This is a genomic window from Pseudomonas sp. EpS/L25 (assembly GCF_001512295.1).
In the GTDB taxonomy this organism is placed as follows: domain Bacteria; phylum Pseudomonadota; class Gammaproteobacteria; order Pseudomonadales; family Pseudomonadaceae; genus Chryseomonas.
The window spans coordinates 114,877-140,138 of the sequence record NZ_LNUP01000018.1; the positions used below are offsets into that span (position 1 = coordinate 114,877).

Here is a 25,262-nt window from a genome sequence, read left to right on the forward strand (position 1 = left end):
GGGGCAAGGCGATGACGGCGTGGGTACGACGGATCAGGATCGGACGGACCGGCTGGCTGCTTGCCCTGGCGCTGCTGCTGGCACTGGGAGTGACCCAGGGCCTGCGTAGCAGCCATCTGGATAGTCAATTGTTGTTCTGGCTCGGCCAGCAATGGCAGAGCGAGCCCCGTACCTCGCTGGAGCTGGGTCGCTACCGGGTGGTGGTGGAAGCCAAGCCGGTGGCCGGCATCAGCGAGAATCTCTCGGATCTCAGCTACGACCCGGTGCGGGACCGGCTCTGGGCGGTGGTCAACAATCCGCCGGAGCTGCTGGCCCTGAGTCGCGACGGTGACCTGCTGGAACGGCATCGCCTGGAAGGCTTCGACGACGTCGAGGGCGTGACCTACCTGGGCAACGACCGCCTGCTACTGGCGGAAGAGGGCGCCAATGCCCTGACCCTGGTGAACCTTCCCGAGGGTGACGACGTGCTCAGGCGCAGCGACTACCGCAGCCTGACCCTGGACCTCTTCCCCCGCGCCAACCAGGGCTTCGAGGGGCTGGACTACGACGCGGCCCATGATCGCCTGTTCGTGGTCAAGGAGCACTCACCGCGCAAGCTCTATGAAATCCGCGGCCTGCTGAAAAGCTTCGACGGCGACTTCGCCCTGCGCATCATCGACCGCCAGGCCTGGCTGGATCAGGCGCCCAGCACCGGTGACCTGTCCGCCATCCACGTCGATCGCCGCAGCGGCCACCTGCTGCTGCTCAGCGACGAATCGCGGGTGCTGATCGAACTCGACGACCAGGGCCGGACCCTGGATACCCGCTCCCTGGCGGCGCCCTTCGGCGGCCTGTCACGGCGTATCCGCCAGCCCGAGGGCGTCACCCTGGATACGGCCGGGAATCTCTATGTGGTCAGCGAACCCAACCTGTTCTATCGCTACCAGAAGCGCTAAAAACCTGTTCAAAGCCTGCTGCGCGTCGGCCAAACGGCGTTGAAAATGCCCTGGAAGGCCAGCCCCACCTAGGCGGCCCCGTCGCAATGCTCATTTACCCTTTGTAAACTCGAGCGCGGGTCCGATCCGCTTCCTCAGGCATTTTCGCTTTGTTTGTCTCTAGCTCGCGAGCCTTTGAATAGGCTCTGATCAAACGCCCCCCAGCCGCTCCAGCACGGCGGGCGTATCCTGGGCGCCCATGGCGCGGGCCACGCTCAGCGCCGTATTGCCGGCGGCGTCGCGTGCCCGGGGATCGGCGCCCCGCGCGACCAGCAATTCCACCATCCGCACGTGATTGAACATGGCCGCCATCATCAGCGCGGTCTTGCCGTCGGGCATGGCGCCCTCCACGGCGGCGCCGTGTTCCAGCAGCAATTCGGCCATGGGCAGGTTGTTCTTGAAGGCCGCGCCGGCCAGCGGTGACTGGCCCATGTCGTTGGCCAGGTTCGGATCGGCCTTATGCTCCAACAGCACGCGGCTGGCCTCCAGGTGGCCGTGGTAGCTGGCCAGCATCAGCAGGCTATCGCCCTTGTGGTTGCGCAGGTTGGGCGTCAGGCCCTTGTCCAGCACCTTGTCCAGCACCTCGGCATTGCCGGTGCGGGCGAGGTTGAACACCTCGGTGGCGAATTCCTGGGCTTCTTCGTCGGTCATGCGCTGGGGACCGTCTGCGGTCATGGGGTTCTCCTGGTCGATGCGGGCAGCGGGGCCCTGAAGGCCTCGAGCGATAGGGAGGCAGACCCGGGCGATACGCCGGAAGTTTCCTTCCGTCAGAGCCTGAAGCGGCTAATAAAACGTCGCGAGCGGCTGTCAGGCGGGTACGCGCGGCGCGCAGGAACCGCACCGGGCTCGCGCGCGAGCGTACGAGCGGTACATGAGGATTTCGAGCACTGCACGCGCCCGCCTGGCGGACGCGCAGTAGTTTTATGAGCGGCTCTCAGCCGAAGGTCGCGTGGGTCTCGGCAAAGGCCTGCAATTCCGCCACGCTGTAGTTGCCGACCATCAGCACCGGGCCATGGGCCGTGCCGATATGGGCCGGCAGGGTATCGAGAAAGCCCCCGGTAGGTGTCACGCCCAGGTTGGTGTACTCGGCCGCTGGCAGATGGAATTCGGCGATCAGCCGCGCCGCCTCGGCCAGGCCCGCGGTGACGCTGACCGGGTGCAGGGCGGCATCCAGGGGATTGACCTGGCCACCGTTATCGCCGGTGAACAGATGGCCTACCTTGGCCGCCGCCTGGGCCAGGTCGTGCTGGTCCGCCTGGGCGCCGATCAGGAACAGCGAGCCATAGTGCGGCAGGCTGCCGCCGCCCTCGGCCTGGCTGACGAAGGTGGGGGCGAAGGGTTGCTCACCGTGGATGTCGGAACTGTAGTTGGCCACCGGATCGCCAAGGGTGACCACGTTGACGAAGTTGCTGCCGTGGCCTGCCGCCTGGGCATCGCGTGGGATGCCCGAGGCCTCGAAGCTGATACCACCGAGGCCGGTCTGCTGGGCGACGTATTCCGCCGAGATGCCCCCCAGGGAATGACCGGTGACGAAGATGTCCTGGGTGCCATAGCCCTGCTTGGCCGCTGCCTCGATCACTTGATGGGCGAAGTCCAGCGACTGCCGCTGCGCGCTGGAGACCTGCTGGCTGAGGATCTGCAGGTCGCTCAGCAAACCTCCTGCGGTGGACAGGGGATCGATCAGCAGGTTCTCGCCGCGGGTGGTGCCGGCGTAGCTGATGAGCAACTGGTTCTCGGCGGTGATCCAGGTATGGGCGGTCGCGCCGTTGAGCGAGTTGTGCAGCGTCATCTGATGACCATCGACCAGGAAAGGGCGCATGCCGTCGGGGGTGCCGCCCAGCACGTACTCGCTGATGGCGCCATTGAGGAATTCGCTGACGGTAGGCGTCGTGGCCGAAGCGGTCTGGTGCGGCAGCGCCGGGGCGGCGGTCTTCAGCGCCTGTAGATAGGTGAAGTTGCCGAGGCTGATGAGGTCACTGGTGTCGAGGAGGGCATCGCTCGCCCAGGGGGAGGCTTTCTTGGACATGACGGCACCTTTGTTGTTGTCGTGGGCGGTGGACGTGGTGGCCAGGGCTTTCCTCGCGGCGCCTCGCTCAGGCGGTCGGGAAGGCACTTGACTCCCATCCTAGGACGGGCTCTGGCACGCGGCAAACCGGGAACTTGGAGGTCATTTCCAGACGACCCAGGTCTGCCTTCCCGGCTCGCCACGCGGGAGCGCACCAGCGTTCGGCGGTCGTCGGCGTCCTTCGCCACCCGGGACGACCCGCCGCGGGTTCGGGCTACACTGGGGGGCGACTCGACCCGAGAGGCTTTCATGACCGCCATTCGCCTGCCGTCCATCGACCGCCTGCTGCGGCATCCCGCTTCGCGTCCGCTGGAGGAACGCCATGGTCGCGAGCAGGTCCTTGGCGGCTATCGTTCCTTGCTGGACGATCTGCGCGAGGCCCTGCGGGCCGGCACCCTGACCGCCGTGGAGGTGGAAGAGGGCGTGTTGGCCGGCCGCCTCGGCGAGCGCCTGGCCCTGAGCAGCCGGCCGCGGGTGCGGCGGGTGTTCAACCTCACCGGCACGGTGTTGCACACCAACCTGGGGCGGGCGCTGCTGGCGGAAGAGGCCGTCGCCGCGGTGACCCAGGCCGCGCGCCAGCCGATGAATCTGGAATTCGACCTGGCCACCGGCAAGCGTGGCGATCGCGACGACCTGGTCGCCGACCTGGTGCGCGAACTCACCGGTGCCGAGGCGGTGACCGTGGTCAACAACAACGCCGCGGCGGTATTGCTGGCCCTGCACGCCATCGGCGCGCGCAAGGAAGGGGTGCTGTCCCGCGGCGAGCTGATCGAGATCGGTGGTGCCTTCCGCATCCCCGACATCATGGCCCGCGCCGGGGTCAAGCTGGTGGAGGTGGGTACCACCAATCGCACCCATGCCCGTGACTACGAAGCCGCCATCGGCCCGCGCACCGCGCTGCTGATGCGGGTGCACACCAGCAACTACAGCGTCCAGGGCTTCACCGCCAGCGTGGCCACGGCGGAGCTGGCCGCCATCGCTCGCGCCCACGACGTTCCGTTGCTGGAGGACCTGGGCAGCGGCACCCTGGTGGACCTCACCCGCTGGGGCCTGCCCGCCGAGCCCACGGTGCAGCAGACCCTGCGCGACGGGGCGGACCTGGTGACCTTCAGTGGCGACAAGCTGCTCGGCGGCCCTCAGTGCGGCCTGATCGTCGGTCGTCGGGACCTCGTCGAACGCATCAAGAAGAATCCGCTCAAGCGCGCCCTGCGGGTGGACAAGCTGACCCTGGCCGCCCTGGAGGCGACCCTGGCGCTCTACCGCGATCCGGATCGGCTGGCCGAGCGGCTGCCCAGCCTGCGCCTGCTGTCGCGCCCGGCCGAGGACATCACCGCCCAGGCCGAGCGCCTGCTGCCCACCTTCGCTGCCGTCCTGGGCGATACCTATGCGGTCAGCGTCGAGCCGGCGCTGGGCATGATCGGCAGCGGTGCCCAGCCCATAGCCCGCCTGCCTGGCGCTGCCCTGTGCTGCCGTCCCCAGGTCAGCAAGCGCCTGCGTGGGCGTGCCCTGCGGCAGTTGGAAGAAGGTCTGCGCCAGCTGCCTATCCCGGTAGTGGGGCGCATCGACGCCGATGCCCTCTGGCTGGATATGCGCCAGCTCGACGATGAAGCCGCCTTCCTGGCGCAGTTGCCGGAGTTGCTGCTGCCGGAAATTCGTTAACGAACGACCCAGCGCTGCCGGGCCCAATTGCTCAGCAGATCCACGCCCAGCACCAGCACCAGCATGCCGAGGATCACGGTGGCGGCCTGGGCCTGCTGGAACAGGCTCAGACTGAAGTACAGCTGCTGCCCCAGGCCACCGGCACCGACGAAGCCGAGGATGCTGGCCATGCGGATGTTGTTTTCCCAGCGATAGAGCAGATAGGCCAGCAACTGTGGCCAGACCGCCGGCAGGGTGCCGTAGAGAAAGGCCGCTATCGCGCCACCGCCGGCCAGGCGAATGGCCTCGGCCGGTGCCTTGGGGGTGTTTTCCAGGGCTTCGGCGAACAGCCGGCCGAGCACTCCGGCGGTGTGCAGGGCCAGCGCCAGGGTGCCGGCGTTGGGCCCCAGCCCGGTGGCCAGCACCATCAGCGCTGCCCAGACCAGCTCGGGCACGGCGCGCAGGGCGTTGAGCAGCAGGCGCGCCAGGGCTAGCGCGACCAGGCCGAAACGACCGGCGGCCGGCAATGCCAGCAGCAGGCCCAGCAGCGCGGCGAGCAGAGTGCCCAGGGCCGACATCGCCAGGGTTTCCACGGCGCCCCGGACCACGGCGGTCAGCTGGGCGAGGGAGAAGTCGGGCTTCAGGAAGTCGGCGAGGAAGCTGCCCATCTGGCCCAGGGCGCGGACGCTCAGCAATTCGCCAAAGGCGGTGCCCAGGTAGTTGGCGGACGCGAGCAGGGCGACGATCATCGCCGCTATCGTCAGCAGTCCGCGGCCACGGCCCTGGCCGCGCTCCACCTGGCGCAGCAGGCGACTGAGCGCATCGGCCAGCAATACCAGTACCAGGAAGGTCAGCAGCAGGCTGGCCACCTCGCCGCCGGCGAACATGCGCAACGACAGGTCGACCTGCTGGCCGAGGCCGCCGGCGCCGACGAAGCCCATCACCACCGAGGCGCGGATGGCGCACTCCCAGCGATAGACGCTGTAGGAAATCATCTCCCCGGCGGCATTGGGCAGCACGCCATAGACGAAGGCCTGCAGACGACCGGCGCCCTGCAGCAGCAGGGCCCGCGCCGGGCGTGGATCGACCGACTCGAAGATCTCCGCATAGACCTTGCCCAGCATGCCGCCGTAGGTGATGGCGATGGCCAGCACCCCGGCGGTGGGGCCCAGGCCCACGGCGCGGACGAACAGCAGCGCCCAGACGATCTCCGGCACGCTGCGCAGCACGATCAGCAGCCCGCGGACCAGGCCGCGGAGCACCCGCGGCAGCCGTCCCGGGCGGCCGGCGCGGGGCAGGGCGGAGATCGACAGGGCGCGGGTGGCGAGCAGGGCGGCGGGCAGGGCGATCAGCGCGGCCAGGGCCATGCCCAGGGTGGCGATGGCCAGGGTTTCCAGGGTGGCGCGGCCAAGCACGGCGAGAAAGCCGGCGTCATGGGCCGGCGGCCAGAAGCCGGCGAGAAAGTGGCCCATGGTGCGGGCATTGTCGCCGGTGAAGAGACCCAGCAGATCGAATTCCGCCAGGTGCAGCGTCGGCCAGGCCAGCAGCAGGGCCAGCAGGGTCAACAGCAGGCGGGGACGGGCGGCGGGGTCCCGGTGGGGCGGATTCAGCATCGCGGCAGGTCGAGGGGCGTCTCGGCCGGGGCCGGCGTGGCGGGCGTTGGGGTGGTGCTCAGCCCCTCGTTGGCATAGAGCGCGGCGAGATCGGCCGTCGTCACGGCGCTGGCGGGCTTGTCCCACAGCAGCCGCCCGGCGCGCAGGCCGAGAATGCGCGGGAAGCGTTGCAGGGCCAGTTCGACGTTGTGCAGGCTGGTGACCAGGGTGGTGCCCTGGCGGGTCGCGGCGTCGCGCAGCACCTCCAGGGTGTGGCCGGCCAGCACCGGGTCCATGGCCGACACGGGTTCATCGGCGAGCAGCAGCTGCGGCTGCTGGTAGAGCGCTCGGGCGATGCCGACCCGCTGCAACTGCCCACCGGACAGCTGATCGCAGGAGGCGTAGAGACGGTCGGCCAGATCCAGCGGCGCCAGGGCCGCGGCGGCTCCGTCGCGATCCAGCGGATGCACCAGGCTGACCAGGCTGCGCGCCAGCGACCACTGACCGAGCCGCCCGGCGAGCACGGCGGTGATGACTCTCTGGCGCGCCGGCAGCGGAGGGGCCTGGTGGATGAGACCGATGCGGGCGCGTAGCTGACGCCGCGCCCGTGCCCTCAGGGCCCAGGCGTCTTCGCCGAGCAGCTCCAGTTGCCCGGCGACCGGCCGCAGCCCGGTGGCCAGCAGCCGTAGCAGGCTGGTCTTGCCCGCCCCGGAGGGGCCGATCAGGGCGACCTGCTCACCCTGTTCCAGGCGCAGGTCCAGATCGGCCAGGGCGGGCGAGCCATCGGCGTGTACCAGCGTCACGCCCCTGAGGGCGAGACTCACTTGAGCAGGCCGGCCGCCAGGGCCGAGGCCTCGATGCCCTTGTAGTTGTCCGGCGAGGTCGGCACGAAGCGGCTGGCCGCCTGCAGGTCGAGGATCGCCTTGTCCGCCGGCTTGGCCGGGTCCAGGTCGAGGAAGGCTTGCTTGATCTTGGCCGCCAGCTGCGGGTCGAGGTTGCCGCGCACCGTCCAGTTGTAGTCGTAGTAGGGCGGGGTAGTGGCGATCACCCGCACCTTGTCGGTATCGACCTTGCCGGCATCGACCAGCTTCTTCCACACCGAGGCATTGAGCACGCCGGCATCGGCCTTGCCCGCGGCGACCCAGGCGACGGTGGCGTCGTGGGCGCCGGAATAGGCCACCCGCGAGAAGAACTGCTCGGGGACGATGCCATCCTGCTGCAGGAAGTAGCGCGGCATCAGGCTGCCCGAGGTGGAGGACACCGAACCGAAGGCGAAGGTCTTGCCCTTGAGGTCCTGCAGGGTCTTCACGGCCGGGTCGGCGGTGATGAACTTGCTGGTGAACTGCTGATCTTCCTCGCGCTGCACCAGAGGAATCATCGGCGCCTTGCGCTGGGCCTGGACGAAGGTGAAGCCGCCGAACCAGGCCAGGTCCAGGCGATCCGAGGCCATGGCTTCCACCACGCCGGCATAGTCGGACACCGGCACGAATTTCACCGGCATGCCCAGGCGCTGTTCCAGGTATTCACCCAGGGGCTTGAACTTGCGGATCAGTTCGGTGGGCGCCTCGTCGGGAATGGCCGAGACGCGCAGTTCGGCGGCGGCGTGGGAGAGCAGGGACGTCAGGGACAGGGCCAGGCCTGCTGCCAGGGCCAGCGAACGCTTGAGCATGGGTTTCTCCGGTTCAATAGCGGAAAAAAGGGGGCTGCAGTATAGGGGGTGGCGCTGTTTTGCGCAGCCCGCCCCAGGGCCGACGCTCAGCGGGATCGGGCGGTGAGGCGCTGGAAGGGCTCTGGCGGGCGGTCGAGCAGCGGACTTGGCTGGGCCTTCGAGTCCGCTGCGCCGGTACCTGGACTGGCCTGGTGGCACTCAGGTCTCGTCGAAGAAGCGCTCGTTCCAGTCCACCAGCGGTTGTGGTGCATTTAGCTTCTGGCCGTAGATCACCGCATAGGCCAGCACGTTCTGCACGTATTGCCGCGTTTCGTCGAAGGGGATGGTCTCCACCCAGACGTCGAAGGCGAGGTGGCGCGCGCCGCTCAGCCAGCGCTTCACCCGGCCGGGACCGGCGTTGTAGGCCGCCGAGGCCAGCACCCGGTTGCCGTTGAACTGGGCATGGACCATGGAGAGGTAGGCGGTACCCAGCTGGATGTTCTTCTCCGGCGTCAGCGCCTGTTGCGGCGAGGCCAGGGGGATGGCGAACTTGCTGGCGGTATGGCTGGCGGTGGCCGGCATCAGCTGCATCAGGCCCATGGCCCCCACCCCGGAGCGTGCATCGGCCATGAAGCCGCTCTCCTGGCGGGTGATGGCGAACACCCAGCTGCTGTGCAGGCCGCGGGTCTGGGCCTCGCGCACGAAACTCTCGCGATAGGCGATGGGGAAGCGGATGTCCAGGTCATCCCAGTACTTGGCCAGGCTGATGGTGCGGATCGCCGGGAAGTACCACTGCATGTCGTAGGCCAGGCGCGCCTGGGCCACCAGCTCGTCGCGGTTGAAGTGGCGGCTGACGTAGAACCACTCGCGGCGGGCATTGATCGGCTCGCCCCGGGCGATGAATTCCAGGGCGCGCTGCACGCCTGGCGTGTTGCGTACCTTGCGCTTGAGCGCTTCGCTCAGTACCAGCGGCTTGTTGTTGAGTTGATAGGGCGCCTTGCTGCGGTCGGCGGCGAGGAAGCCGTAATAGTCGCGCTCGCGACTGACTTCGGCGTATTCGCGCAACACCGCCGGACTCTGTGGCTGCATCAGCTCCAGGGTGCGGGCGCGCCAGTATTCCCAGCGATTGGCCTTGGCCAGGCTCGGCGGAAAGCGCTCGATCAGCGCATGGGCATCGCTCCAGCGACCCAGGCGCAGCAGCAGCCGGGCACGCCATTCGCTGACGTCGTCGTCCCGCAGCTCGGGGTCGTAGCGCTCCATCAGCGGCAGGGCGCGCGGATCGAAGTTCTTCGCCAGGGTCAGGCCGATCTGGCGGGCGATGGCGACCTTCTCGTCGCGGGTGAAAGGCATGCGCTGGCTGTAGACATCGAGCAGGCTCATGGCCTGTTCCGGGTCCTGGCGCGCCAGCTTGCGCAGACCCAGGCCGACCACGTCGGCGAGGCTCTCGCTGGCCGGGGCGAAGGCCTGGACGTTGGCGATCAGCTGCGGCTTCTGGGCCACGTCGATCAGGCGCTGGGCCTGGCCGGACAGCGTCGGCAACTGGGCCATCAGGGTGCGCACCAGGCCGTACTCGCCCTTGTCGGCGGCCAGCTTGGCCCGTTCCCACACGCGCTCCTCGGTGAGCTGCCCGCGCGCTGCCCAGGCCTGGAACAGGCCGTCGCAGGTGGTCGGCTGGGCCTTGCCCACCAGCCAGTACTTCTCCGCCAGCTTGAAGCCCTCGCTGGCATCGCCCTGGGCGATCAGGTACTGGCCGTGCAGGCAGTCCAGCTCGGTGAAGTTGTAGTCGGGCGAGTAGTATTTCTCGAAACGATTCCAGTCACCGCGGTCGGCCAGGCTGCGCAGCCAGCGCAAACGCAGCCAGTTGGATTGCGGTAGATCGCCATGCTCGGCAAGGAAATTCTCGATCTCGGCATCGCTGGCGCCGGGGACGCGCTTGATCAGCTCGCCGTAGGCCAGGTACGGCTCCAGCGGATAGGTGCGCAGCTCGCCACGATTGGCCAGGTAGACGCTGGTATCGCCCCGGTCCAGTGCCGCCTTGGCCTGGTCGTAGAGTTGCCGCTGCTGCTCCAGGGGAGCGGCTTGCGAAATGGTGGAGCCGATCAGCGGAGCGAGGAGCAGGGGCAGGATGACGAACAGGCGACCGCGCATGGGAATTCCGTAAAAGCTGGATGCGGAGGGGGTGGCATGCACTGCGCAGGGCAATGGGCCGACCCGTCACGGGGCAGTCTAGCTTACGTGTCGGCGCCAGGCGGCGAAAGCATCGGCCATGGCCTGCCGTCGGGCGGTGCGGGCGTTTCGCCGGCCGGCGCCGGGGTGGGCGTCTCTGCTAGACTGGTCGCCTTTTTCGCGGAGAAACCCATGGCGCTGCTCAAGTTCACCAACGTATCCCTGGCCTTTGGCGTCACCCCCTTGCTGGACGGGGTGTCCTGGCAGATCGAGCGGGGCGAGCGGGTATGCATCATCGGCCGCAACGGCACCGGCAAATCCAGCCTGCTGCGCATCGTCAAGGGCGAGCAGCAGGCCGACGACGGCGAAGTCTGGCGCGCCCCGGCGTTGAAGATCGGCGAGCTGCCGCAGGAATTGCCGCGGGCTGATGACCGCTCGGTGTTCGACGTGGTGGCCGCGGGCCTGGCCGGCGTCGGCGAACTGCTCGCCGAATACCACCACCTGACCCAGGACACCAGTGGCGAACTGGACATGGAGCGTCTCATGCACGTCCAGCAGGAGCTGGAGGCCCGTGACGGTTGGCGCCTGCAGCAACTGGTGGACAGCACCCTGAGCCGCCTGCAGCTGCCGGCCGACAAGACCCTGGCCGAGCTCTCCGGCGGCTGGCGGCGGCGCGTGCTGCTGGCCCAGGCGCTGGTGGCCGAGCCCGATCTGCTGCTGCTCGACGAACCTACCAACCACCTGGACATCGGCGCCATCGCCTGGCTGGAAGACGCCCTGCGCGGCTATCCCGGCGCGGTGCTGTTCATCACCCACGACCGCGCCTTCCTCCAGGCCCTGGCCACCCGCATCCTCGAACTGGATCGCGGCAACCTGATCGATTGGCAGGGCGACTACGCCAGCTTCCTGGTGCACAAGGAACAGCAACTGGCCGCGGAAGAAACCGCCAATGCGCTGTTCGACAAGCGCCTGGCCCAGGAAGAGGTCTGGATTCGCCAGGGCATCAAGGCCCGCCGGACCCGTAACGAAGGCCGCGTCCGCGCCCTCAAGGCCATGCGCAACGAGCGCAGCGACCGCCGCGAGCGCCAGGGCAAGGCCAACTTGACGCTGGAGACGGCGGACAAGTCCGGCAAGCAGGTCATCCTCGCCGAGCACATGAGCTATGCCCATCCCGGCGGCGAGCCGCTGATCCGCGACCTGACGCTGCTGATCCAGCGCGGCGACCGCATCGGCCTGCTCGGCCCCAACGGCTCGGGCAAGACCACCCTGCTCAAGCTGCTGCTGGGCGATCTGCAGCCGACCACCGGCAAGATCCAGTACGGCACCAAGCTGGAGATCGCCTACTTCGACCAGTTGCGCCTGCAGCTGGAGCCGGAAAAGACCGTGATCGACAACCTTGCCGAAGGTCGCGAATTCATCACCATCAACGGCCAGGATCGCCATGTGCTGAGCTACCTGGGCGACTTCCTGTTCAGCCCCCAGCGCGCCCGTACCCCGGTCAAGGCGCTGTCGGGTGGCGAACGTGCGCGCCTGTTGCTGGCCAAGCTGTTCAGCAAGCCGGCCAACCTGCTGGTGCTGGACGAACCCACCAACGACCTCGATGTCGAGACCCTGGAATTGCTCGAAGAGGTGCTGCTGAGCTTCGAGGGCACGGTGCTGATGGTCAGCCACGACCGGGCCTTCCTCGACAACGTGGTGACCAGCACCCTGGTGTTCGAAGGGGAAGGGCGGGTCCAGGAGTACGTTGGCGGCTACCAGGATTGGTTGCGCCAGGGCGGCTCGCCACGCCTGCTCGGGGTCCAGACCCGCGAAGACAAGCCGGCAGCTGCCGCCAAGGTCGAGCCTGCGCCGGTCGCGGCACCGGTGGCCGCGGCCGCCGCACCGACCAAGCGCAAGCTGAGCTACAAGGAGCAACGTGAGCTGGATGCGCTTCCTTCCGCCATCGAGACCGCGGAAATCGAATTGGAAGCCTTGCAGACCGCCATCGCCGATCCAGGCTTCTACCAACTGCCGGCCGAGGTTACCCAGGCGAAGCTCGCCCGCATGGACGCGCTACAGGCCGAGCTGGATCGCCTCATCGAGCGCTGGGCCGAGCTGGAGTGATCCAGCCCGCCCGCGGACTTGGAGCCTGTTCAAAGTCTTGCGAGTCAGAGCCAAACAAGGCCTGGGCGGCCCCACGAAAGTGGCTGAGGAAGCTGCCCCTGGCTCTCGAACGCGTTTACGCGTGTAAATGAGCATTCCGACAGGGCGATCCAGGCCATTTACACCGCCGTCTGGCCGACGCGCAGCAGACTTTGCCCAGGCTCTTAGGCCTTGTCTTTCTTCAGGGCTACCGCCAGGGTATCGCAGGGCGCCCCGTGCAGCAGGTCGTTGGACGTCGAGCCCAGCAATAGTGCCAGACCGTGACGACCATGGCTGCCGACCACGATGAGGTCGCAGCCCTGTTCCTTGGCCATGCGGTGGATCTCCTGGCGCGGCTGACCATAGGCCAGCACGCAATTACCGGCCAGCTCCGCGTACTGGGTGGTGAAGCCATCCAGTCGCTCCCGCGCCTGCTCGATCTGCTGCTGTTGCAGCGACGACAGGTCCATGGGCACGTCGCCGCCGAAGGCCATGGCCATGGGTTCGACCACGTGCACCAGCGACACCTTGCTGCCACAGCACTGACCCAGCGCCACCGCACGCCGGATCACCGGCTGGCAATCCTCGGTCAGGTCGACTGCGACCAATATGTGTTGGTAGGCCATACACCTCTCTCCTTCATGATGGGGCGCCAGACCGTACCGTGGCTGACGCTCGATTCGCGGACTTCAGGCTTCAGCGGGAAAGCGCCGGCACTCGCGCGGCGGCTTTTCAGCCAGACTCCAGTCCACCTGTAGTTTCGACTCCAGGAGTCGGGGATAGCTCCACGGCTATCTTGCACAGAAGTGCGGCAAGCTCAAGCGCCCACCGCTCGAACCTCCGACTACGCTTTCCCTGTGCGTCCCAATTGACAAGCGCACGCTTTTGCCAGAAGGTTGTGCGAGCCGTTCAAACGGTTGTATGAATTTTCGCCCCGGCCTGCCGGTGCCCTCCACAGAACAATATCGGGGCTGGCGATTCTCGGCTTCCACGCAAGCCGCCGCCCGCTTCGCGACCAGGACTCAAGGGAGACCCGCTGATGATTTTCGAAGGCAAAGCCCTTTCGGTGCGCGACGTGGAGGACGGCATCGCCGAACTTCGCTTCGACCTCCAAGGCGAATCGGTCAACAAGTTCAGCGCCATCACCCTGCGCGAATTCCGCCAGGCCGTGGATGCCCTGAAAGCCCACGCCGGCCTGCGCGGCGTCATCGTCACCAGCGGCAAGGACGTCTTCATCGTCGGCGCCGACATCACCGAATTCGTCGAGATGTTCAGCCGGCCGACCGAAGAGCTGCAGGCCGGCATCGCCGAGATCAACCGCATCTTCAACGACTTCGAAGATCTGCCGGTGCCTACCGTGGCCGCCGTGGGCGGCATCGCCCTGGGCGGTGGTTGCGAGATGACCCTGGCCGCCGACTACCGGGTGCTGAGCACCGCGGCGCGCATCGGCCTGCCGGAAGTCAAGCTGGGCATCTACCCGGGCTGGGGCGGCACCGTGCGCCTGCCGCGCCTGATCGGTAGCGATAACGCCATCGAATGGATTGCCTCCGGCAAGGAAAACGATGCGGCGACCGCCCTCAAGGTCGGCGTGGCCGATGCCGTGGTGGCTCCCGAGCACCTGTTCGACGCCGCGCTGGACCTGGTCCGCCGCGCCGCTGCCGGCGAGCTGGACTACAAGGCCAAGCGCAAGCCCAAGCTGGAGAAGCTGCAGCTCAACACCATCGAAGCCATGATGGCCTTCGAATCGGCCAAGGGCTTCGTCGCCGGCCAGGCCGGCCCGCACTATCCGGCGCCGCTGGAAGCCATCAAGTCGATCCAGAAGTCCGCCAACTACGGTCGCGACAAGGCCCTGGAGGTGGAGGGCGCGGGCTTCGCCAAGATGGCCCAGACCTCGGTCTCCGCCAGCCTGGTCGGCCTGTTCCTCAACGACCAGGCGCTCAAGCGCAAGGCCAAGGGACTGGAGAAGCTGGCCGCGCCGGTCAAGCTGGCCAGCGTGCTGGGCGCCGGCATCATGGGTGGCGGCATCGCCTACCAGTCCGCGCTCAAGGGCACCCCGATCCTGATGAAGGACATTCGCGACGAAGCCCTGGAGCTGGGGCTGAGCGAAGCCAGCAAGCTGCTCAACAAACGCGTCGAGAAGGGCCGCCTGGAGCCGGCGAAGATGGCCGAGGCGCTCAACCGCATCCGCCCGACGCTGTCCTATGGCGACTTCAAGAGTGTCGACCTGGTGGTCGAGGCCGTGGTCGAGAATCCCAAGGTCAAGCAGGCCGTGCTGGCCGAAGTGGAAGGCCAGGTGCGCGAGGACGCCATCCTCACCTCCAACACCTCCACCATCTCCATCAGCCTGCTGGCCCAGGCGCTCAAGCGTCCGGAAAACTTCTGCGGCATGCACTTCTTCAACCCGGTGCACATGATGCCCCTGGTCGAGGTGATCCGCGGCGAGAAGACCAGCGAGAAGGCCATCGCCACCACCGTGGCCTATGCCCGCCAGATGGGCAAGAACCCCATCGTGGTCAACGACTGCCCCGGCTTCCTGGTCAACCGCATCCTCTTCCCGTATTTCGGCGGCTTCGCCGCGCTGCTGGCCCAGGGCGCCGATTTCCAACGGGTCGACCGGTTGATGGAGAAATTCGGCTGGCCCATGGGCCCGGCCTACCTGATGGACGTGGTCGGCATGGATACCGCCCACCACGCTCGCGACGTCATGGCCGAGGGCTTCCCCGAGCGCATGAAGGAAAGTCGCAAGACCGCGGTGGACGCCCTTTACGAAGCCCAGCGCTTCGGCCAGAAGAACGGCAAGGGCTTCTACGTCTACGAGACCGACAAGAAGGGCAAGCCGAAGAAGGTCGCCGATCCGGCCGTGGCCGAGGTGCTGGCGCCGGTCACCTACGAACAGCGTGAGTTCACCGACGAGGAAATCGTCGAGCGCATGATGGTACCGCTGTGCCTGGAAGCCGTGCGCTGCCTGGAAGACGGCATCGTCGACAGTGCCGCCGAGGCCGACATGGGCCTGATCTACGGCATCGGCTTCCCGCCCTTCCGCGGGGGCGCGCTGCGCTACATCGACAGCCTCGGCGTGGCCGAATTCGTCGCCATGGCCGACAAGTATGCCGACCTCGGGCCGCTGTACCACCCGACCCCCAAACTTCGCGAAATGGCCGCCGCCGGCCAGCGCTTCTTTGGTTGAGCCAGGAGCCAGAACAAGATGAGCCTTAATCCGAGAGACGTCGTCATCGTCGACTTCGCCCGCACGCCCATGGGTCGTTCCAAGGGCGGCATGCACCGCAATACCCGCGCCGAGACCCTGTCCGCGCGGCTGATCGATGCGGTCCTCGACCGCAATCCCCAGGTCAATCCGGCCGAGGTGGAGGACGTGATCTGGGGCTGCGTCAACCAGACCCTGGAGCAGGGTTGGAACATCGCCCGCATGGCCTCGCTGCTGACCCGCATCCCGCACACCAGCGGCGCCCAGACGGTGAGCCGCCTGTGCGGTTCCTCCATGAGCGCCCTGCACACCGCCGCCCAGGCGATCCAGACCGGCAACGGCGACGTCTTCGTCGTCGGCGGGGTGGAGCACATGGGCCACGTCGGCATGATGCACGGCGTCGACCCGAATCCCCAGCTGTCGCTGCACGCCGCCAAGGCTTCCGGCATGATGGGCCTGACCGCCGAGATGCTGGGCAAGATGCACGGTATCACCCGCGAGGCCCAGGACCAGTTCGGCTATCGCTCGCACCAGCTGGCGTGGAAGGCTACCCAGGAAGGCAGGTTCAAGGACGAGATCATTCCCCTGGAAGGTCACGACGAGAACGGCTTCCTCAAGGTCTTCGATTTCGACGAGACCATTCGCCCGGAAACCACCGTCGAGGGCTTGGCCGCGCTGAAGCCGGCGTTCAACCCCAAGGGCGGCACCGTGACCGCCGGCACCTCCTCGCAGATCACCGACGGTGCGTCCTGCATGCTGGTCATGTCGGCCCAGCGGGCCCAGGACCTGGGGCTGCAGCCGCTGGCGAAGATCCGTTCCATGGCGGTGGCCGGCGTCGATCCGGCGATCATGGGCTACGGTCCGGTGCCGGCGTCGCAGAAGGCGCTCAAGCGCGCTGGCCTGACCATCGCCGACATCGACTTCATCGAACTCAACGAAGCCTTCGCCGCCCAGGCCCTGCCGGTGCTGAAGGACCTCAAGGTACTCGACAAGATGGAGGAGAAGGTCAACCTGCACGGCGGCGCCATTGCCCTGGGTCACCCCTTCGGTTGCTCTGGCGCCCGAATTTCAGGCACGCTGTTAAATGTCATGAAACAGAATGACGGCACCTTCGGCCTGGCCACCATGTGCGTGGGTCTCGGCCAGGGCATCACCACGGTGTTCGAACGCCTGCGCTGATCCGCGGCGTGCGTCATCCGACCGGGGCGCCCCCAGGGCTGCCCCGGTTTTCTTTTTTCGAGGTGGAACATGGCATTGCAGACGGGACTCTACCGGCACTACAAAGGTCAGCAGTATCGGGTGCTGGGTCTGGCCCGGCATTCCGAGACCGAGGAAGAGCTGGTGATCTATCAGGCGCTGTATGGCGAATATGGTCTCTGGGCCCGGCCCCTGAGCATGTTTCGCGAGAGCGTCCAGGTGGATGGCGAGCAGGTGCCGCGCTTCGCGCTGATCAGCGTCGAAGCCGATCCCTTGGGTCTGGAAGCCAAGACCCAGCCTTGACCTTGCCGACATCGCCACTATATATAGCGGTGCCGCGTTGGCCGACCGCCCCCGGCGCACCAGATTGATGTCGGTCTGGTCCTCCATTCGCCTTTATGGCGCTCGCCTTTCGCTCGCTCATCGCCTTCAAGCAGGAATCTGACTCTCCCATGGGTAAATCGCTGGTCATCGTGGAATCCCCGGCCAAGGCCAAGACCATCAACAAGTATCTGGGCAACCAGTACGTGGTGAAGTCGAGCATCGGCCACATCCGCGACCTCCCCACCAGCGGCGCCGGCACCGCCAAGGAGCCCGCCGCCAAGACGCGCAAGACCGCCGCCGAGGCGCCCGCGCTGTCACCCAAGGAAAAGGCCCGGCGCCAACTGTTCGCCCGCATGGGCGTCGACCCCGAGCACGGCTGGAAGGCGCACTACGAGATCCTGCCCGGCAAGGAAAAGGTGATCGAGGAACTGCGCCGCCTGGCCAAGGACGCCGACACCGTCTATCTCGCAACCGACTTGGACCGCGAAGGGGAGGCCATCGCCTGGCACCTGCGGGAGGCCATCGGTGGCGACGACTCGCGCTACAAGCGCGTGGTCTTCAACGAGATCACCAAGAAGGCCATCCAAGAGGCCTTCTCCCGGCCCGGCGAGCTGGACATCAATCGCGTCAACGCCCAGCAGGCACGCCGCTTCCTCGATCGCGTGGTCGGCTACATGGTCTCGCCGCTGTTGTGGTCGAAGATCGCCCGTGGCCTGTCCGCCGGTCGCGTGCAGTCGGTGGCGGTCAAGCTGGTGGTGGAGCGCGAGCGCGAGATCCGTGCCTTCGTGCCCGAGGAATACTGGGAGATCCATGCCGACCTGGCCACGCCGAAGAAGGCCCAGGTGCGCTTCGAGGTGGTACGCGAGAAGGGCGAGGCGTTCAAGCCGCTGAACGAAGCCCAGGCCAAGGCGGCCCTGGCCCAGCTGGAGAAGGCTGCCTATCGCATCGCCAAGCGCGAGGACAAGCCGACCAGCAGCAAGCCCTCCGCCCCCTTCATCACCTCCACCCTGCAGCAGGCGGCGAGCAATCGCCTCGGCTTCGGCGTGAAGAAGACCATGATGATGGCCCAGCGTCTCTACGAGGCTGGCTATATCACCTACATGCGTACCGACTCGACCAACCTGTCGGGCGACGCCATCGCCATGGCTCGCGGCTACATCGAAAGCGAATTCGGCAAGCAGTACCTGCCGGAGAAGGCCAACGTCTACGGCAGCCGCGAAGGTGCCCAGGAGGCCCACGAGGCCATCCGGCCGTCCGACGTCAACGTCAAGCCCAACAGCCTGTCGGGCATGGAGCGGGACGCCGAGCGCCTGTACGAGCTGATCTGGCGCCAGTTCCTGGCCTGCCAGATGCCGCCGGCCGAATACCTGTCCACCACGGTCACTGCCACAGCCGGCGACTTCGAGCTGCGCGCCCGTGGCCGTATCCTCAAGTTCGACGGCTATACCCGGGTGCTGCCGCAGCAGAGCAAGCCGGGCGACGACGACGTCCTGCCCGAGATGAAGCAGGGCGAGGATCTGGGCCTGATCAAGCTCGACCCGAGCCAGCACTTCACCAAGCCGCCGGCGCGCTTCTCCGAAGCCAGCCTGGTCAAGGAGCTGGAGAAGCGCGGCATCGGCCGGCCGTCGACCTATGCCGCCATCATTTCCACCATCCAGGATCGTGGCTACGTGACGGTACACAATCGCCGTTTCTATGCCGAGAAGATGGGCGACATCGTCACCGATCGACTCAACGAAAGCTTCGCCAACCTGATGGACTTCGGCTTCACCGCCAGCATGGAAGGCAACCTGGACAACGTCGCCCAGGGTGAGCGGGACTGGAAGAACCTGCTCGACGAGTTCTATGGCGACTTCAAGCAGAAGCTGGAAACCGCCGAGGCGGGCGAGAAGGGCATGCGTGCCAACCAGCCGACCCTGACCGACATTCCCTGCCAGCTCTGCGGCCGGCCGATGATGATCCGCACCGCCTCCACCGGCGTCTTCCTCGGCTGCTCGGGCTACGCCCTGCCGCCCAAGGAACGTTGCAAGGCCACCATCAACCTGGTGCCGGGCGACGAGATCGCCGAGGACGACGAGGGTGAGTCCGAGTCCCTGGTCCTGCGCGGCAAGCACCGTTGCCCCATCTGCAGCACCGCGATGGATGCCTATCTGATCGACGAGCACCGCAAGCTGCACGTCTGCGGCAATAACCCGGACTGCCCTGGCTACGAGATCGAAGAGGGCAGCTATCGCATCAAGGGCTACGAAGGCCCCTCGCTGGAATGCGACAAGTGCGGCAGCGAGATGCAGCTCAAGACCGGTCGTTTCGGCAAGTTCTTCGGCTGTACCAACCCGGCCTGCAAGAACACCCGCAAGCTGCTCAAGAACGGCGAGCCGGCCCCGCCGAAGATGGACGCGGTACCCATGCCGGAGCTGCGCTGCGAGAAGGTCGACGACACCTATGTGCTACGCGACGGCGCCTCGGGGCTGTTCCTGGCCGCCAGTGGTTTTCCGAAGAATCGCGAGACCCGTGCGCCGTTGGTCAGCGAGTTGCTGCCCCATCGCGACGAGATCGATCCCAAGTACCATTATCTGCTCAGTGCCCCGGTGAAGGATTCCGAAGGCCGGCCGGCGGTGATCCGCTTCAGCCGCAAGACCAAGGAGCAGTACGTACAGACCGAGGTCGAGGGCAAGCCAACCGGCTGGAAGGCCTTCTACGACGGCAAGAAGTGGCAGGTGGAAGAGAAGCGCTGAGGCCAGTCGGCCCCGGCGGGAGATAGCCGACCGGCGCGCGCCGGTCGTAGGAGAGGGCCATGGCCAACGAGCGTTACACCCGCACCAACCAGAAGCTGTATTTCGCCGGCCTGGCCTTGGAAAGCTGGCGTGCCGCTCTCGCCGCGCCCTCGGCGCAAAGCCAGGGGCGCATCATGGCCGAGCGTGAAGCCTGCCTGTTCCACCTGCAGGGTGCGCTGCTGGGTCTCTGCCAGGAAGTGGCCGGCTTCTACCGCCACCCCACCATGGACGCTACCTCACTGGCCACTCATCTGGCACCCGAGCCCCTGGCTAGCGCGCCCAGCCCCGAGATGGGCGAGCTGGTCGAACTGGCCGGTAATCCGGAAACCTGGCTGGCGCGGTTGATCGCCGAATACCAGCGCCTGCTGCAACCGCCCCAGGCACCTCGGCGGCCCAAGCAGGACCCGACGCTGCCGCTGATCGAGGCGGTGAGCCTGGAGCCTGCCGAGCCGGAGTTGGGTCTCGAAGAAGTGGAAGCCTGGCGGGAAAGCCTCAAGCGGACGGCGCTCAGATTCCGCGGCGCCATGACGGAGTGGTAGGGTTAGCGTCCTCGCAACTCCTTGGAGGCCAGCCTAGAGTGCGGCAGGCAAGGCATCGCCTTGCCAGACCGCCCGTTTCCAGCGACATTGTCATTTCGCGTTCGTTGTGCGCGCCGCGCCGCCTGGCAACCCCTGCCCTGACGAAGCGCGCATCGCCCAGGAATTCCCGCTAAGCTTCACGCGAAGGTCCCGGTACGTCGCTCGCCCTGCAGGCCATCGAAAAAGACTCTGGCAGTCCAGCCTCTCAGACCCCACGCTGTTACACTATCCGCTTAGCTGTGGAGATACTGAATGACTACTGCCTACCTGGAAATCGTTGAACTCTCCGATGGTCGCATCGTATTGCGCCGTGCGGACGATGAGGAAGCGCTCGTCACCCTGGAGTTTTCCAGCGATGCCAAGGATTTCCTGCATGGCCAACAGGTGGAGGTGGCCAAGGCCATGTTCAATCTGGGCGTGCAAATGGCCGGTCGGCTGGCTGAAGGCGACAGCCTCCAGCGCGACGATCAACCTCGCGTCCTGCACTGATTTCCGGTCCCGGCATCCCGGATCAGGATGTCGCCTCTCCCTGACCAGCGCTCCACTCGGTTCAGGCGAATCTGACGTTCAGGCTCTGACTGTTGCCCTGGGCTGCCGCCTGCGCCAATTGCTGCTTGCCCGCATCGCTCAGGTCATGCAGCCAACTGATCACCGTATGGCTTTGCCCCTTGCGCAGCACTTCGCAGGCCAGTTGCAGGGTCTTGGCGGAGCTCGGGGTCTGCAACAGCAGTACGCGCTCCTTGTTCAGATGGGTGCTGCGCAGCCAGGCGTTGCTCAGCAGCGAAGGCGGGGTGACCAGGGTCAGCCAACGGGCATCGTCCTTCTCGCTGAGTTGCCGCAAGATCGGGGCCAGCAGTTGCAGGCACTGCTCCTGGCTACCATGCAAGGACATTTCGCTGAAGGTGTCAGGCAGGGGCGCTACCGGCCTTTCCCGAACGGGTTTGCCGGGCTTGGGCAGGAAGGCGGTCAGCTCCTGCAGCAAGACCGTGGGCGCCAGGTCCAGCTCTTGAACGGATGGGCGCGGTGTATCGAACATCAGGGGAAATTGCATGGTGACCTCCTGGAGGCGACTCGATCAATCCACTCGACGTCCGTGCCACTGCTACGGGACGTCACTGTTCTCCGGCCTGGTCTTGAGCGCTTTCTGGAGCGCGAAACTATCCCCCCGATCAAGACTTCGGCGTTGATGGTGCTGGTTGAAGAGGGCTGGCAGTGAGCCAGCCTTAGAGCCTGTTCAAAATCTGCTGCGCGTCGGCCAAACCGCGTTGAAAATGACTTCGGAATGCTCATTTACCACTCGTAAACTCCGCTTCCTCAGCCATTTTCGCCTTGTTTGGCTCTAGCTCGCGAGATTATGAATAGGCTCTTAGAGGTTAGCGGCGGATAACGCCGACGCTTAACCCTTCGATGGCGAACTCCTGGGTGGAAAGATCGACCTCGATAGGAGAGAAGTCGGGATTTTCCGCCAACAGGGTGACCTGGTTGCCCGAGCGTTTGAATCTCTTCACGGTCACCTCGTCGCCCACCCGGGCCACGACGATCTGGCCGTTGTGCACTTCGCGGGTCACGTGGACGGCCAACAGGTCGCCATCGAGGATGCCGACGTCCTTCATGCTCATGCCCTTGACCTTGAGCAGGTAGTCGGCACGGGGCTGGAAGAAGGCGGGGTTGATGGCGCAGTTCTCCTCGACGTTCTGCTCGGCGAGGATGGGCGCACCGGCAGCGACCCGGCCGATGACCGGCAGGCTTTCATCGGCCTTGCGCGAAGTGTCGAGCCCCGGAATCCGAATGCCGCGCGAGGCGCCCGGGGTCATCTCGATGGCGCCCTTGCGGGCCAGGGCCTTGAGGTGCTCCTCGGCCGCATTCGGCGATTTGAAACCAAGCTCCTGCGCGATCTCGGCGCGGGTGGGCGGAAAGCCATTGGCTTCGAGGCAACGCTTGATGAAGGCCAGGATCTCGGCTTGTCGCGGTGTCAGTTTCAGCATGATGCACGTCGCGTCGTCTAGTGATGCTGTGATTATATACAGTAACTTCCAGGGGCAAGCAAGACCGCATCCCCAACATCTGATGGCAGGCAGGGGCAAGGGCCCCCGGCGCCTGTCCTGCATCGTCGAGTGTCGCAAGGGTCGGCGTGATTGACTCGATCGCGTTTGAAACATATGTTTCAAACGGAATTCTTCAGGTAAGGAAGGTCATGGCCCAGTCGGATACCGTCGAGCGCATCCTGGATGCCGCCGAACAGCTGTTTGCCGAGCGGGGCTTCGCGGAGACCTCGTTGCGGCTGATCACCACCCGGGCCGGCGTCAACCTGGCCGCCGTCAACTATCACTTCGGCTCCAAGAAGGCGCTGATCCAGGCGGTGTTCTCGCGTTTCCTCGATCCCTTCTGCTTCAACCTGGAACGGGATCTGGATCAGTGGCAACCCAAGCCGGGGGAGGAGGTGAGCCTGGAGGCGCTGCTCAACCTGCTGGTCGACCACTCGCTGGCCATCAAGCCGCGGCACGGCAACGACCTTTCAGTCTTCATGCGGCTGCTCGGCCTGGCCTTCAGCCAGAGCCAGGGTCATCTGCGCAAGTATCTGGAGCAGACCTATGGGCGGGCATTCCGGCGCTTCCTGTTGCTGGTGAATCGCGCCGTCCCCGAGATCCCGCCGCTGGAGCTGTTCTGGCGCGCGCATTTCATGCTCGGTGCTGCGGTGTTCAGCATGTCCGGCATCAAGGCACTGCGGGCGATCGGCGAGAACGACTTCGGTGTCGATACCCATACCGATCAGGTGCTGCGGTTGATGGTGCCCTTCCTCGCCACCGGCATGCGCGCGCCCACGGCGATGCACGCCCCGGAACTGGCCCAGGCGCAATACCGGCCGCGGCGTCCCGTTGCGGCTGAGACGGCCGAGACCTACTAGGCTGCGAGGCCGGTCATGCCTGGGGTAAGCTTGCGTCCCTTTCCCGGCCACTGCGCCGGAGCATTCGGACGAGGTACCCATGCAAGGCTCCCTGATGGTCGATATCGCCGGCACCTGGCTCACCGCCGAGGACCGGCAGTTGCTGCGCCAGCCCCAGGTGGGCGGACTGATCCTGTTCGCCCGCAACATCGAAACTCCAGGACAGGTACGCGAGCTGTGCCGCAGCATCCGCGCGGTTCGCCCCGACCTGCTACTGGCCGTCGACCAGGAGGGTGGGCGCGTGCAGCGTCTAAGGCGCGATGTGGTGCGTCTGCCGGCCATGGGGCAGCTCGCCGGTCGTGCGGACAGTGTGCAGCTGGCGCGTCTCTGCGGTTGGTTGATGGCGACCGAGGTCCTGGCGGCGGGGCTGGATTTCAGCTTCGCTCCGGTACTGGATGTCGACCACCAGCGCAGCCAGGTGATAGGCGCCCGTTCCTTCGGCAGCGCCGACCAGGTGATCGAGCTGGGTAGTGCCTTCATCGCCGGCATGGGCGACGCCGGCATGGCCGCTACTGGCAAGCACTTTCCCGGTCATGGCTGGGCGGAGGCCGATTCCCATTACGCCATCCCCACCGACGAACGTGATCTGGAGACCCTCAGGCGCACCGACCTGCGTCCGTTTCAGGCCCTGTTGCCCAAGCTGGGCGGGGTGATGCCCGCCCACGTCATCTATTCCGCGGTGGATGCCCAGCCGGCCGGTTTCTCGCGACGTTGGCTGCAGGACATCCTGCGCGGCGAGCTGGGGTACCGGGGCGTCATCTTCAGTGACGACCTCTCTATGGCTGGCGCTCACGTAGCCGGGGATGCCGGTCAGCGCGTCGAGGCGGCCCTCAGCGCTGGGTGCGACATGGCGCTGGTCTGTAATGACCGCGGCGCCGCCGAGCTGGCCCTGAGCCGGGCGCAGCAGCTGGGCCTGGCGCCACCGCCGCACCTGGCCAGCATGAGGGCCCATCGCCACGTCGATCTTGATTATCGGCAGCAGCCGCAGTGGAGCTACACGCTGCAACGGTTGCGCCAGGCTGAACTCATCTAAGAGTCTATTCGAAGACTGCTGCGCGTCGGCCAAACCGCCTTAAAATGCCCTGGATCGCCAGCCCGGCCTGGGCGGCCCCGTCGCAATGCTCATTTACCACACGTAAACTCGAGCGCGAGTCCGATCCGCTTCCTCAGGCATTTGATTCGCTGGCGCTCACCCTACGGGCCAGCCGTTGGCTGTTACTCCCGGTGGTCGTTGCGCCTTGTTTGTCTCTAGCTCGCGAGCCTTTGAACAGGCTCTAAGGACCTTCCCATGACTACCTATGCCATCATCGGCGGTACCGGCCTCACCGCGCTCGCTGGCCTGGAGCTGGACCAGGCCCAGACCTTCGAGACGCCCTGGGGTGAGCCCTCGGCGCCCGTGCAGCGCGGCCACTATGCCGGGCGACCCGTGCTGTTCCTCGCCCGCCACGGCCATCCCCATCGGATCCCGCCGCACCAGGTCAACTATCGCGCCAATCTCTGGGCACTTAAGGAAGCCGGTGCCGAAGCCATCGTCGCGGTGAACGCCGTGGGCGGCATCCATGCCGCCATGGGCAGCGGTCACCTGTGCGTGCCCCACCAGCTGGTGGACTATACCTGGGGGCGCGGCCATACCTTCTTCGAGGGTGCGGACCTCGAGCATGTCACCCATATCGACTTCAGCTTTCCCTACGACGAGCCCCTGCGCCAACGGCTGCTGGACGCCTTGCGCAAGCTGCACCTTCCGCACAGCGATCACGGGGTCTATGCCGCGACCCAGGGGCCGCGGCTGGAGACGGCCGGGGAGATCGTACGGCTGGAGCGAGACGGCTGTGACATCGTCGGCATGACCGGGATGCCGGAGGCGGCCCTGGCGCGCGAACTGGGCCTGCCCTACGCCTGCCTGGCGCTGGTGGTGAATCCGGCGGCCGGCAAGGTGCAGCGAGAGATCACCATGGCCGAGATCGAGGCCGTGCTGGCCAGCGGCATCGACCAGGTCCGCGAGGTGCTGGCCGAGGTGCTGGCTGGCTGATGCCGTC

The 25,262-nt window shown here is 66.4% G+C and carries 21 protein-coding genes, 1 other RNA gene and 1 pseudogene; 12 read left to right on the plus strand and 11 right to left on the minus strand.

The window, feature by feature from the left end; translation table 11 throughout:
• Positions 1–11 precede the first annotated feature (11 nt).
• On the plus strand, positions 12–935 hold the full coding sequence (locus tag AR540_RS22860; RefSeq protein ID WP_059232263.1) for an SdiA-regulated domain-containing protein: 924 nt from the start codon (positions 12–14) through the stop codon (positions 933–935).
• A 189-nt stretch (positions 936–1,124) separates the two neighbouring features.
• Here AR540_RS22860 and AR540_RS22865 read toward each other — a convergent pair whose 3' ends face one another.
• The 3 genes from AR540_RS22865 to AR540_RS22875 all read right to left on the minus strand — a co-directional run bounded on the left by AR540_RS22865 (position 1,125) and on the right by AR540_RS22875 (position 3,000).
• Complete coding sequence (locus tag AR540_RS22865; protein ID WP_059232264.1) at positions 1,125–1,649, minus strand: ankyrin repeat domain-containing protein; 525 nt, start codon at positions 1,647–1,649, stop codon at positions 1,125–1,127.
• A gap of 106 nt (positions 1,650–1,755) precedes the next feature.
• Positions 1,756–1,834: non-coding RNA, sX9 sRNA (locus AR540_RS22870), on the minus strand.
• 74 nt (positions 1,835–1,908) lie between these two features.
• Positions 1,909–3,000: a hypothetical protein gene (locus AR540_RS22875; RefSeq protein WP_059232265.1), complete on the minus strand. Its 1,092-nt coding sequence runs from the start codon at positions 2,998–3,000 to the stop codon at positions 1,909–1,911.
• Between the two features lie 288 nt (positions 3,001–3,288).
• Between AR540_RS22875 and selA the strand changes: the two genes are divergently transcribed.
• Complete coding sequence (gene selA / locus AR540_RS22880; protein ID WP_059232266.1) at positions 3,289–4,698, plus strand: L-seryl-tRNA(Sec) selenium transferase; 1,410 nt, start codon at positions 3,289–3,291, stop codon at positions 4,696–4,698.
• On the opposite strand, the gene phnE is transcribed toward selA, so the two are convergent.
• The 5 genes and pseudogenes from phnE to AR540_RS22900 all read right to left on the minus strand — a co-directional run bounded on the left by phnE (position 4,695) and on the right by AR540_RS22900 (position 10,065).
• Positions 4,695–5,444, minus strand: a complete 750-nt coding sequence (gene phnE, locus AR540_RS26155) for a phosphonate ABC transporter, permease protein PhnE (RefSeq protein WP_269085552.1) — start codon at positions 5,442–5,444, stop codon at positions 4,695–4,697. The genes selA and phnE overlap by 4 nt on opposite strands.
• Before the next feature lie 33 nt (positions 5,445–5,477).
• Positions 5,478–6,290 (minus strand): annotated as a pseudogene (locus AR540_RS26160) (PhnE/PtxC family ABC transporter permease); the annotation flags it as partial.
• Positions 6,284–7,093 (minus strand): phosphonate ABC transporter ATP-binding protein, encoded by an 810-nt coding sequence (locus tag AR540_RS22890; protein ID WP_059232268.1) that lies wholly within the window; start codon positions 7,091–7,093, stop codon positions 6,284–6,286. The gene AR540_RS22890 and the pseudogene AR540_RS26160, both read right to left, overlap by 7 nt.
• Entirely contained in the window at positions 7,090–7,938 is an 849-nt protein-coding gene (locus AR540_RS22895) for a putative selenate ABC transporter substrate-binding protein (protein ID WP_059232269.1), read from the minus strand. Before AR540_RS22895 ends, AR540_RS22890 begins: the two co-directional genes overlap by 4 nt.
• Before the next feature lie 198 nt (positions 7,939–8,136).
• Positions 8,137–10,065 carry a transglycosylase SLT domain-containing protein gene (locus AR540_RS22900; protein ID WP_059232270.1) on the minus strand — a complete coding sequence of 643 codons (1,929 nt, stop codon included), beginning with the start codon at positions 10,063–10,065 and terminating at the stop codon, positions 8,137–8,139.
• 210 nt (positions 10,066–10,275) lie between these two features.
• On the opposite strand from AR540_RS22900, the gene AR540_RS22905 reads away from it, so the two are divergent.
• A complete protein-coding gene (locus tag AR540_RS22905; RefSeq protein ID WP_059232271.1) occupies positions 10,276–12,186 on the plus strand; it encodes an ATP-binding cassette domain-containing protein in 1,911 nt (636 codons plus the stop codon).
• A 203-nt stretch (positions 12,187–12,389) separates the two neighbouring features.
• Here the strand turns inward: AR540_RS22905 and AR540_RS22910 are convergent, their stop codons facing one another.
• Positions 12,390–12,830, minus strand: a complete 441-nt coding sequence (locus AR540_RS22910; RefSeq protein ID WP_007162381.1) for a universal stress protein — start codon at positions 12,828–12,830, stop codon at positions 12,390–12,392.
• A gap of 413 nt (positions 12,831–13,243) precedes the next feature.
• On the opposite strand from AR540_RS22910, the gene fadB reads away from it, so the two are divergent.
• The 6 genes from fadB (at position 13,244) to AR540_RS22940 (ending at position 20,771) form a co-directional block, all read left to right on the plus strand.
• Positions 13,244–15,391, plus strand: coding sequence for a fatty acid oxidation complex subunit alpha FadB (fadB, locus tag AR540_RS22915; protein ID WP_059232272.1), 2,148 nt, complete (start codon positions 13,244–13,246; stop codon positions 15,389–15,391).
• Positions 15,392–15,409: 18 nt separating this feature from the next.
• Positions 15,410–16,588 (plus strand): acetyl-CoA C-acyltransferase FadA, encoded by a 1,179-nt coding sequence (fadA, locus tag AR540_RS22920; protein ID WP_059232273.1) that lies wholly within the window; start codon positions 15,410–15,412, stop codon positions 16,586–16,588.
• Positions 16,589–16,657: 69 nt separating this feature from the next.
• A complete protein-coding gene (locus tag AR540_RS22925; protein WP_065242563.1) occupies positions 16,658–16,909 on the plus strand; it encodes a DUF1653 domain-containing protein in 252 nt (83 codons plus the stop codon).
• Between the two features lie 149 nt (positions 16,910–17,058).
• A complete protein-coding gene (topA, locus tag AR540_RS22930) occupies positions 17,059–19,665 on the plus strand; it encodes a type I DNA topoisomerase (protein WP_059232532.1) in 2,607 nt (868 codons plus the stop codon).
• Positions 19,666–19,724: 59 nt separating this feature from the next.
• Positions 19,725–20,243, plus strand: a complete 519-nt coding sequence (locus AR540_RS22935; RefSeq protein ID WP_059232275.1) for a DUF6586 family protein — start codon at positions 19,725–19,727, stop codon at positions 20,241–20,243.
• Positions 20,244–20,534: 291 nt separating this feature from the next.
• Positions 20,535–20,771, plus strand: coding sequence for a hypothetical protein (locus tag AR540_RS22940; protein WP_059232276.1), 237 nt, complete (start codon positions 20,535–20,537; stop codon positions 20,769–20,771).
• A gap of 61 nt (positions 20,772–20,832) precedes the next feature.
• On the opposite strand, the gene sulA is transcribed toward AR540_RS22940, so the two are convergent.
• Together sulA and lexA are read right to left on the minus strand one after the other, a co-directional pair.
• Complete coding sequence (gene sulA, locus AR540_RS22945) at positions 20,833–21,333, minus strand: SOS-induced cell division inhibitor SulA (protein ID WP_059232277.1); 501 nt, start codon at positions 21,331–21,333, stop codon at positions 20,833–20,835.
• A gap of 322 nt (positions 21,334–21,655) precedes the next feature.
• Entirely contained in the window at positions 21,656–22,267 is a 612-nt protein-coding gene (lexA, locus tag AR540_RS22950) for a transcriptional repressor LexA (RefSeq protein ID WP_059232278.1), read from the minus strand.
• A 209-nt stretch (positions 22,268–22,476) separates the two neighbouring features.
• Here lexA and AR540_RS22955 point away from each other — a divergent pair, with 209 nt between their 5' ends.
• The 3 genes from AR540_RS22955 (at position 22,477) to AR540_RS22965 (ending at position 25,255) form a co-directional block, all read left to right on the plus strand.
• Positions 22,477–23,187 (plus strand): TetR/AcrR family transcriptional regulator, encoded by a 711-nt coding sequence (locus AR540_RS22955; protein ID WP_059232279.1) that lies wholly within the window; start codon positions 22,477–22,479, stop codon positions 23,185–23,187.
• Positions 23,188–23,266: 79 nt separating this feature from the next.
• Positions 23,267–24,259: a beta-N-acetylhexosaminidase gene (gene nagZ / locus AR540_RS22960; RefSeq protein ID WP_059232280.1), complete on the plus strand. Its 993-nt coding sequence runs from the start codon at positions 23,267–23,269 to the stop codon at positions 24,257–24,259.
• Positions 24,260–24,514: 255 nt separating this feature from the next.
• Positions 24,515–25,255 (plus strand): S-methyl-5'-thioinosine phosphorylase, encoded by a 741-nt coding sequence (locus AR540_RS22965; protein WP_059232281.1) that lies wholly within the window; start codon positions 24,515–24,517, stop codon positions 25,253–25,255.
• Positions 25,256–25,262 lie beyond the last annotated feature (7 nt).